Annotated in this window: 9 protein-coding genes; all 9 read right to left on the bottom strand. The window is 33.7% G+C overall.

Annotated features, from left to right (window positions below; all coding sequences use genetic code 11):
* Nucleotides 1–1,634: chemotaxis protein CheA (locus RMR19_RS20980; protein WP_310605461.1), on the bottom strand; the 1,634-nt coding region annotated here is incomplete at its 3' end.
* 1 nt (nucleotide 1,635) lies between these two features.
* The gene (gene cheB / locus RMR19_RS20975; RefSeq protein ID WP_310605460.1) at nucleotides 1,636–2,793 is read right to left on the bottom strand and encodes a chemotaxis-specific protein-glutamate methyltransferase CheB; all 1,158 of its coding nucleotides are present in this window, start codon (nucleotides 2,791–2,793) and stop codon (nucleotides 1,636–1,638) included.
* Nucleotides 2,794–2,882: 89 nt separating this feature from the next.
* A complete protein-coding gene (locus RMR19_RS20970) occupies nucleotides 2,883–3,779 on the bottom strand; it encodes a MinD/ParA family protein (protein ID WP_310605459.1) in 897 nt (298 codons plus the stop codon).
* Nucleotides 3,779–5,002, bottom strand: coding sequence for a flagellar biosynthesis protein FlhF (gene flhF / locus RMR19_RS20965; protein WP_310605458.1), 1,224 nt, complete (start codon nucleotides 5,000–5,002; stop codon nucleotides 3,779–3,781). Before flhF ends, RMR19_RS20970 begins: the two co-directional genes overlap by 1 nt.
* Nucleotides 5,002–7,035 (bottom strand): flagellar biosynthesis protein FlhA, encoded by a 2,034-nt coding sequence (gene flhA / locus RMR19_RS20960; RefSeq protein ID WP_310605457.1) that lies wholly within the window; start codon nucleotides 7,033–7,035, stop codon nucleotides 5,002–5,004. Before flhA ends, flhF begins: the two co-directional genes overlap by 1 nt.
* Nucleotides 7,036–7,047: 12 nt before the next feature.
* Nucleotides 7,048–8,199, bottom strand: a complete 1,152-nt coding sequence (gene flhB / locus RMR19_RS20955) for a flagellar biosynthesis protein FlhB (protein ID WP_310605456.1) — start codon at nucleotides 8,197–8,199, stop codon at nucleotides 7,048–7,050.
* Between the two features lie 17 nt (nucleotides 8,200–8,216).
* Nucleotides 8,217–8,993 carry a flagellar biosynthetic protein FliR gene (gene fliR / locus RMR19_RS20950; RefSeq protein ID WP_310605455.1) on the bottom strand — a complete coding sequence of 259 codons (777 nt, stop codon included), beginning with the start codon at nucleotides 8,991–8,993 and terminating at the stop codon, nucleotides 8,217–8,219.
* Between the two features lie 40 nt (nucleotides 8,994–9,033).
* Nucleotides 9,034–9,303, bottom strand: a complete 270-nt coding sequence (gene fliQ, locus RMR19_RS20945; RefSeq protein WP_310605454.1) for a flagellar biosynthesis protein FliQ — start codon at nucleotides 9,301–9,303, stop codon at nucleotides 9,034–9,036.
* Nucleotides 9,304–9,363: 60 nt separating this feature from the next.
* Nucleotides 9,364–9,863: flagellar type III secretion system pore protein FliP (locus RMR19_RS20940; protein ID WP_310605453.1), on the bottom strand; the 500-nt coding region annotated here is incomplete at its 5' end.

Raw genomic sequence — 9,863 nt, 5'->3', positions numbered from 1 at the left:
ATTCTTGTTTTAACAACATCAAGACCTACACCTCTACCAGATACATCTGTAATCTTCTCTGCAGTAGAAAAGCTTGGACGGAATAATAAATCAATAACATCTTTATCTGTCATTGTTTCTGCTTGTTCTTTTGAAATCGTTCCTTTATCAATCGCTTTTTGTCTTACACGTTCTACGTTAATACCAGCACCATCATCACGTACTTCGATTACTACGTTATTACCATCTTGATACGCATCTAAGAATATAGAACCAACTTCTGGCTTACCAAGTTTTCTTCTTTCTTCTGCACTTTCAAGACCATGATCTGCTGAATTACGAAGTAAATGCATTAAAGGATCGCCAATTTCATCGATAACCGTACGGTCAAGTTCTGTATCTTCACCTGTCATGTATAATTCCATCTTCTTACTTAATTTCTTAGATAAGTCACGAATCATACGTGGGAAACGATTAACAACACTTTCAATTGGTACCATTCGAACTTTCATTACTGACTCATGTAAGTTTGTTGTTACTCTTTCAAGATATTCAATTTGTTCATTGAATGCACTCTCAGAACGATTTTCATTATCATCAGAACTGATTGACACCAAACCATTCTTAGCAATAATTAACTCACTTACAAGATTCATCAATACATCAAGTTTTTCAATATCTACACGTACAGAACGATTTACTACTGGCTTCGCTTGTTGTTTTGCTGGAGTCTGTGCTTTTGCAGCTTCTTTCTTCTCAGCTTGAGCTGGTGCTGTTGCAGTAGCTGCCGCAGATGCCACTTGAACAGTATCTACTGTATCTTTAGACTCTTCTACATGCTCAACGCCTTCCTTCTTATCATCAGGTAGTTGCATCTTATCCATATATACAGACTTAATTTCAGATACATTAAGAATCTTTTCTTTTACCTCTTCAAGCTGTGCTGTAGTAATTAAAATCACACTAAAATCAAATTCGAACTTTTCATCTTCTATATCTTGAACATCTGGATATGATTTAATTACTTCACCAAGCTCCTCTAAAGCTTTGAACACAAGAAATGCTCTAGCTGCTTTAAGAATACATGTTTCTTGAATATATATTGTAATACCAAATACATTTTGACCATTTTCAGTTGCTGTTAACATCGCATGACTCTCATAGTCAGCTATTTTAAGGTCTTGGTACTTAGCACCTTCTTCTTTTTCTTCTACTACTTCTGCTTGAGTTGCAGTTGTTGAAACCGGTTTGCTTTCCGCCTTTGCTCCAACACCTTCTTGGAAAATCTTATTCAACTGCGTGATAATTGGCTCATTATCTTCTGTTCCTTCATCAGCCGTTTCTTGAATATTACTTAAATAAGACTCTAATGCATCTAAGCCTTGGAATAAAACATCTACCAAGTGTGCACTAACTGTCATTTTTCCATTTCTGATTTCTGAGAATACATTTTCCATGTCATGAGTTAAACGTTGCATTCTCTTATAACCCATTGTTCCTGCCATACCTTTAAGTGAGTGGGCTGCACGGAATATTTCATTAATTGTATTCGCATTATTTGGTTCTTTCTCAAGAATCAATAACTGCTCATTAAGATTTTGTAAATGTTCTTTTGTTTCATCGATAAATATCTCTAGGTATTGACTAACGTCCATCTTAAAGCACCCCCACATGATTTGTTATAGCATCCGCAACTTTTTCTAATGGTACAATTTGATCTACTAGTCCAGATTCTGCAATTACCTTAGGCATACCATAAACTGTAGATGTTTGTTCATCCTGCGCTATAACATAAATATTGTTGTTTTCATTAAGTTTCTTAATTCCTTGCGTTCCATCGCCACCCATACCAGTTAAAACAACACATGTTATTTCATCATACTCCGAATTAACTAAAGACTCATACATAATATCTGCACAAGGTCTTAATCCACCTCTTGCGTCTTCTAAAGAAACGACTAAGTAATACTTATCACGTTCCCTTCTAACTCGCATTTGATATCCACCTTTCGCAATATATACATGACCTTTCTTTACTTCTTCACCATCAACTGCTTCTTTAACAACTAATTCACTCATCTCGTCAAGACGCATTGCTAATGAATTTGTAAATCCCTTTGGCATATGTTGTACAATTAAAAAACTTGCGTCTAAATCCTTAGGTAACAAAGGAACCACTTTTTGTAACGCTTTCGGTCCACCTGTTGAACATGCCAATGCAACTAATTTTGTAGCACCTTTTTTAAGAGGCTTTCTATCTTTACTTGCCAGCTTAATCTCTGGCTTTTCCCTCTTAAAATCATATCTTGAAGAAATAACCACATCTTTATTACTACTAGTCACATTGTCCGTATTCCTTGGACGCTCCACTCTTGCTATCTGAGTATCGCTTTGCTCATTGATAAGATTCTGCCCAGTCGCTACTGTCAAACACTTGATTAAACGACTTTTAAAATCATCTCCTTTAGCTTCAATAAAACTTTCTGGCTTTGTAACAAAATCAAATGCTCCAAGTTCTAATGCTTGGATTGTCTCTTTCGCACCTTCTTTTGCTATTGTACTAACAATAATTACAGTTAGTTTAATGTTTAACTTGGAGATTTTCTCCATGAACTGCAATCCATTCATTTTAGGCATATTAATATCTAAGACAACCGCATCAACATTCTTAAAATTTGTAGTAACATAATCAAGTGCCTCTAATCCATTAAAAGCAACTTTTGATACTACAAATCGATCATCTGAGTTAATTATATCAGATAATAGCCTTCTCATAAGTGCAGAGTCATCAACAACCAAAATATTTTTTTTCATTATTATCATTCCTCTTATCTCGTCGTCTTTTTTGAGCGCGTCATATCAATATATAACAAATAATAATAGGTTTATCAATAATACAAACTCTAAACTTCTTTTACCTTATTCTTTTTCAATTTTACTAGGTTTGAGAAAAGCTGTGAAATTCCCTTTTTCTGTTGCTTCTCAACTACCACTTCTTCATTAGATAATACATTTGCAATTTCTTGCATTGCTTTTGCTGCTTCTGAATTAGGGTAAGCCAAAGACACAGGCTTTTGCTTTATTACAGCTCTTGATACATTCATATCCATTGGAATAGCTCCCAAGAACTCAATATTTAGATGTAAATAATTCTGTACAACCATACTTAATTTACTATATAATTCTCTACCTTCTACGGTAGAATCCACTCTGTTTGAAACTAACTTTATTATTGTATCGTCTATAGAAAACTGAGATCGTTTAGAAAGTGTTTTTAACAATGCATAGGCATCTGTTATTGACGTTGGTTCAGGTGTTGTCACTAAGATTACTTCTGAACTAGCGGCTACAAACTCTAATACACTGTCTGATATTCCAGCTCCTGTATCAACAATAATAATATCAGCTAAATCGTCCAGCTCATATAACATCTTTCTCAAATCATCAAGCTGAACTCTAGTTAGATTCGCCAACTCTTCAATGCCTGAGCCACCAGAGATAAACCCTATATTCTGTGGACCTTCTGTAATTATTTCTCGTAAAGATTTCCCTCTATACATTAAATCCGCCAAATTATATTTCGGTCTAATTCCAAGCATAATCTCTACATTCGCCAATCCAAAATCAGCATCAAGAATTACTACTCTTTTACCAAGTCGACTTAATTGTACAGCAAGATTTACTGAGATATTGGACTTTCCAACCCCTCCCTTGCCACTAGTTACTGTTATTACTCTTGCTACATCTTCCTTTTGATTCTGTTTTTCTATTAACTTACGCAATTCTTCTGCTTGATCCATCAATCACTGCCTCCTAACAGCTTTTTAGCAACAAATTGTGCATCCAGCCTTCCAATATCGTTTGGTACATTTTGTCCCCATGTTGCATAAGATAACGACGCACCTGTCATCATCTTAACATTAAGAATATTTCCCATACATATTGTTTCATCTAATTTTGTAAATATCACTCTGTAGTTTGCGATTGTAGAATAGGTTTCTGTAATACGTACTAAATCCCTATACTTTGTAGTTGCACTTAAAACAAGATAAATCTCTTTCATCGAATCATCAATTGTATTCAAAAGTGCCTCTAAATCATCTTTTTGCTCTGTATTCTTGTGTGATCTTCCTGCTGTGTCAATTAAAACAATATCATAATCATTAAACTCTTCTTTCGACTGACTTAATTCATCAGCTGAATAAATTACTTTAAGTGGTACTCCAAGAATATTCGCATAGATTCTCAATTGCTCAACTGCCGCAATTCGATACGTATCTGATGTAACCAAAACCATCTTTGTGTTCTTATTCACCTTAAAACCTGAGGCAATTTTAGCAATCGTTGTAGTTTTACCTACTCCAGTAGGGCCAATAAAGAATACAAATTTAGGTTTCTTCTCCCCTAATTCTATCGTCTCTGATTGGCCTAGCTTCAATACAAGTTTTTGATAAATGCTTGTCAAAATCTTATCAATTGGTGCTCCCGTCTGTAAAGTAGCCTCAATTTCACTAATAATTTGATTTGCATACTTCTCATCTACTTCATTCATAAGCATCTGCTTGTAGATAAGCTTAATGTATTCATTATCACCTATTATTTCTTCTTCAACTTCTTCTGTTGCCTTTTCCTCTGTAGGTTTTATCTGCTTTTCAATCAAGTTTTGAAGATTATCTAAACGTTTCTCAATTTCTGATGAATACGTAGACTTAACATCTTCAAAAACAGGAACATTATTATCTGCCTGCTTATCAAAAATTCTTCCCTTTTGAGTTTCTGTTTGCTTACTCAACTGATTTTCATTGATTAACTTTTGAAAAGAGGATAATAAACTATCCTCTTCACCATTTACTGTATCGTCTACAGCTGCTGTTATTTCAACCTTTGAATTTTTAAAAAACTTATAAATCCCTTTCGGCTTGATTGTCTTTATATTTGTTACGATTGCATCTTTACCTAATTCTTCTTTTGCCAATAATATGGCTTCTTTCTCTGTTTCAGCTTGAAATTTCTTAATTATCACTACGCTGTCACCATCCCTACTGATTGTAATTCTACATTAGACTCAATTTCACTATATGAGATGACAATCAAATCTCTAAAGTAATCGGAAGTCAACTTTTTAAAATACATACGTACAATAGGTGACGTAATAACAATAGGGTTTCTTCCTAAATTCTCAAGTTTTGATATCTCATCTTTAACAGAATTCATAATTTCCTGTGTAGTCTCTGGATCTAATGTTAAGTATGCACCTTGCTCTGTTTGTTTAACCGCTCCCATAATTTCCTGTTCAATTTGTGGATCAAGAGTAACTACGCTTGTAGTCTCTCCATTTGGGAAATATTTATTAGAGATTGCACGTTTCAGACTTTGGCGTACATATTCAGTAAGTACATCGGTATCTCTTGTTACAGGGGCATTATCTGCAAGTGTTTCAAATATAGTAACTAAATCACGTATAGATATTCCTTCGCTTAATAGATTCTGTAAAACTTTCTGAATTTCACCAACACCAAGTTGCTTAGGTACTAATTCAGATACAAGAGTCTCATTCGCTTCTTTAACATTGTTAATAAGATTTTGAACATCCTGACGACTTAATAATTCGCTCAAGTTATTCTTAACCACTTCTGTCAAATGTGTTGCGATGATAGAAGGTGGATCAACTACTGTATAACCAAATGACTCTGCTCGTTCTCTTTGATTTTCCGTTATCCATATTGCTGGTAAATGGAATGAAGGTTCAAACGTTGGAATACCTGTTATCTCTTCTTCTACATATCCTGGATTCATTGCCATATAATGATCAAACAAAATCTCTCCATCACTAACTGGAATACCTTTAATCTTAATAACATATTGATTAGGATTTAACTGTATATTATCACGTAAACGTATAATCGGAACTACACAACCAAGCTCCAATGCAATTTGTCTACGAATCATAACAACACGATCTAGCAAGTCACCACCTTGATTAACATCCGCTAAAGGTATAATACCATAACCAAATTCTAATTCAATTGGATCAACTTGTAGTAACGTAGTAACATTCTCTGGCTTACGAATTTCATCTGCATTATCTTCTGTAGCTGACACTTCGTCCTCTATATTTCCTTCTTCAATCTTAGCATTAATCATTCTAGCACACATAATAAATGCAACACCATATACACAGAATATAATTGTATTAAGTGGTGTAGCTATTCCCAAGAATATCAACGCTGCACCTACTATATACATTACCTTAGGCAATGAAAATAATTGACTAACAAGTACATCTGATATATCGGCTTCTTTTGAAACCTTTGTTACTAATAAACCAGTTGCTAATGAAATCATGATAGAAGGAATCTGGCTTACAAGACCATCACCAATCGTAAGAATTGTGTATTTTTCAAGTGCTGCAGCTACTGGTAACCCTTGTCTAACAACACCCATAACAATACCACCAACAATATTGATTGCTGTAATAATCAAACCAGCTGTAGCATCTCCCTTAACATACTTTGTAGCACCATCCATAGCTCCGAAGAATGCTGATTCCGATTGTAACTTTTCTCTTCTTTCTCTCGCTTCTGTATCTGTAATTGCTCCAGTATTCAAATCGGCATCAATTGCCATTTGCTTACCCGGCATCGCATCAAGCGTAAATCTTGCTGTTACTTCTGCAACCCTCTCAGAACCTTTATTGATAACCATAAACTGAACCAATATTAAAATCAAGAATACAATTACACCAATTACAAGATCTCCACCACCTACGAATTCACCGAATGTTTTAACTACATTTCCTGGATCACCAGTTGAAAGAATCAACTTTGTTGATGATACATTCAACGATATACGGAATATTGTAGTGAATAATAAAACGGTTGGAAAACTCGACATATTAAGGGCTTCTCTTGAAAACAACGAGTTAAACAATATAATCATTGCAACTGCAATATTAAGTGCTAATAATATGTCCAATAAAAGAGAAGGTATTGGTACAATCAAAAATACAATTGCGGCCAGAATATATAACCCTAGTACCAAATCTGACTTTTTCATTCACCTTGCCTCCTAAACTTTATTTTTTACTCTATATACATAAGCTAATATCTCAGCTACCATTTGATATAGTTCCTGAGGTATCTCTTGATCGATTTCTACATTAAAATATAACATTCTAGCAAGCGGTTTATTCTCAACAATTTCTACTTTGTTTTCTCTTGCTATCTCTTTAATTTTCTGCGCCATATAGTCGGCACCCTTTGCTACAACAATTGGGGCAGAACCTAACGATTTGTCATACTGCAATGCAACTGCAAAATGCGTTGGATTCGTAATAACAACGTCTGCCTCTGGAATAGCATTCATCATTCTTCGTCTTGATGCTTCTAACATCTTTGACTTAATCTTACCTTTAACTTGTGGATCACCTTCTGAATTCTTATACTCGTCTTTAACTTCTTGTTTGGACATCTTCATATCCTTCTTGAATTTCTTCTTTTGATAAAACAAATCCACAAATCCAACAACTAAAAAGAGTATACTAATCTTTAATCCTAACGAAATAACCATATCTCCAATATGACCAATCGCTTGAAATAATGAAAAATCATATAAATTAAGAAGTAACCCCCACTGATCTTTTAATGTTGAATACACAAGTGAACAAATTAATATTATCTTTAACAACGAAAATACTAATTGTACTAACTTGTCCTTTGAAATTAATTTCTTTAATCCCTTAATAGGATTTAATTTACTTAACTTTGGTTTTAATGGTTTAGATGTTACTTTCCACTTAATCTGTACTTTATTAACTAAAAAAGCTACTACTACGCCAGCCAGCAATATTGGTAACGCTATCAATAAAATTGATTTTAATGCATATCCAAGTAAGGACATAATAACTTGTAAAGACATATCATCTTCTACAACAAGTGTAATACTACTAAATACTTTCTTATATACATCAATAAATTGATTTCCGATGGAGCCCACATAAAGCTTTAATACAAGAAACAACGAAAAAAGCATAACAGAAGTATTTAACTCTGTACTCTTTGCTACCTGACCATCTTTTCTTGCATCTTTAAGTTTCTTAGGCGTCGCATCTTCCGTCTTATCTCCACCCTCACTATTTGCAAATAATTGCAAGTTATATCGTAAAAGTGTCGCCTGTTTGTTTATTAAATTCTGATAGAAATCATCCTTTTGTATTCTCAACTTCGTATTACCTCAAATCATTCTATTAGATTTTCCACAACCATTTGTATAATAGATTTCATCTCAGAAAAGATAAAGTCTGTAACTTGTGGCATTAAACCTACAATAAAAAGCAAAACAAAAAGCCCAATAAAAACTTTAAGCTGCATACCAATAACAAACATGTTCATCTGAGGTGCTACTTTTGCTAAAATACCAAGTACTATATTTACTATTAATATTGATGCAAACACTGGCAATACAATTCGAAAACCAATAATAAAATAATCGGTAATAAATTTTAATGCAACATCATACAAGCCCGCACTAAACACTGTATGTCCTAACGGTACTAGCTCAAACGTATCAAGAATCGCTTTAAATAAATGCAAATGCATATCACTTAAAAGCATAATCAGCATTACAGTATACGTATAGAGACTCGATGTAATTGTTGTTTGCATTCTTGATGCAGGATCAAATTGTGTAACCATAGAAAATCCAATTTCCATATCTATCATCTGTCCCGCAAAAGCCAAAATAGTAACACATATATTGGAGCAAAAACCTATTAGAACACCTGTTATTAATTCTCTCACTATTAATATGGCATAATCAATTACACCAGTATATTCAAGCTGTATACCTTTTACTGAACTAAAGATCACAAGTGCTAAAAATGCACTCAGTCCAACTTTAACTCTCCTTGGTACACTATTCTGACTAAGGAAGGGTGCCGTATATACAAAACCTGAAATTCGAACTAATATTAATAAAAAAACTTCTATATCTTCTACTGCAAAATCTACATTCATATTATCCTACCCAGTTATATACAGCATTGTAGTTCACAACTTATCTTATATAAGTTCCGAAATTTGAAAACAATATATTCGTATAATCAACAATGTTTTTGAATATCCAAGCACCTGCCAACATTATCACCAAAAAAATAGCCAACAATTTAGGAACAAATGTTAATGTCTGTTCTTGAATCGAAGTAATTGTCTGAAATATACTTACAATCAAACCAACAATCAAAGAAACTAATAACATCGGTGCTGAACATTTTATTATAATTATAAGAGCTTCTCTCACAATATCAATTACTACGTCTACATTCATATTAACCTCCAATTAAAAAATTACCGTAACTTTGAAAAGCAATCTGCTACAAGTAATTTGCTAGCCACCATAGAACGTTTTTACTACACTTCCAATTATTAAGTTCCAGCCATCCGCCAAGATAAACAATAATATCTTAAAGGGCATAGAAATCGTTGTTGGAGGTAACATCATCATACCCATTGACATCAGTGTAGACGCAACTACCATATCAATAATGATAAATGGTATATATAGCAAGAATCCAATTATAAATGCAATTCTCAATTCACTAATCATAAAAGCCGGTATCAATACTGAATTAGGAACATCATCTAATTTATATACTGTTATGTTCGCATCGCCCAAATTAGCAATATCCATAAATAGCTTAATATCTTGTGGACGATTCTTCACTTGATTAAACATAAAGTTACGAATCGGCTCCATACCTCTTTTAAACGCTTCTTCCTGTGTAATTTCCCCTTTTGATAGCGGTTTAATTGCATCATTATTAATCTGTGTAAAAATCGGTCCCATTATAAATAAAGTCAAGAATAAGGCTAATCCAACAAGCACTT

It is taken from the genome of Anaerosporobacter sp., assembly GCF_031551385.1.
GTDB lineage: Bacteria > Bacillota > Clostridia > Lachnospirales > Lachnospiraceae > Anaerosporobacter.
The sequence above is the reverse complement of the archived record's forward strand: the minus strand, read 5'-3'. Positions and strand labels throughout refer to the sequence as shown.

What these genes read in the sequence shown, in the direction of transcription:
- cheB (WP_310605460.1), bottom strand. Translation starts at nt 2,793, where the DNA reads ATGAAAAAAAATATTTTGGTTGTTGATGACTCTGCACTTATGAGAAGG.
- RMR19_RS20970 (WP_310605459.1), bottom strand. Translation starts at nt 3,779, where the DNA reads ATGGATCAAGCAGAAGAATTGCGTAAGTTAATAGAAAAACAGAATCAA.
- flhA (WP_310605457.1), bottom strand. Translation starts at nt 7,035, where the DNA reads ATGAAAAAGTCAGATTTGGTACTAGGGTTATATATTCTGGCCGCAATT.
- fliR (WP_310605455.1), bottom strand. Translation starts at nt 8,993, where the DNA reads ATGAATGTAGATTTTGCAGTAGAAGATATAGAAGTTTTTTTATTAATA.
- fliQ (WP_310605454.1), bottom strand. Translation starts at nt 9,303, where the DNA reads ATGAATGTAGACGTAGTAATTGATATTGTGAGAGAAGCTCTTATAATT.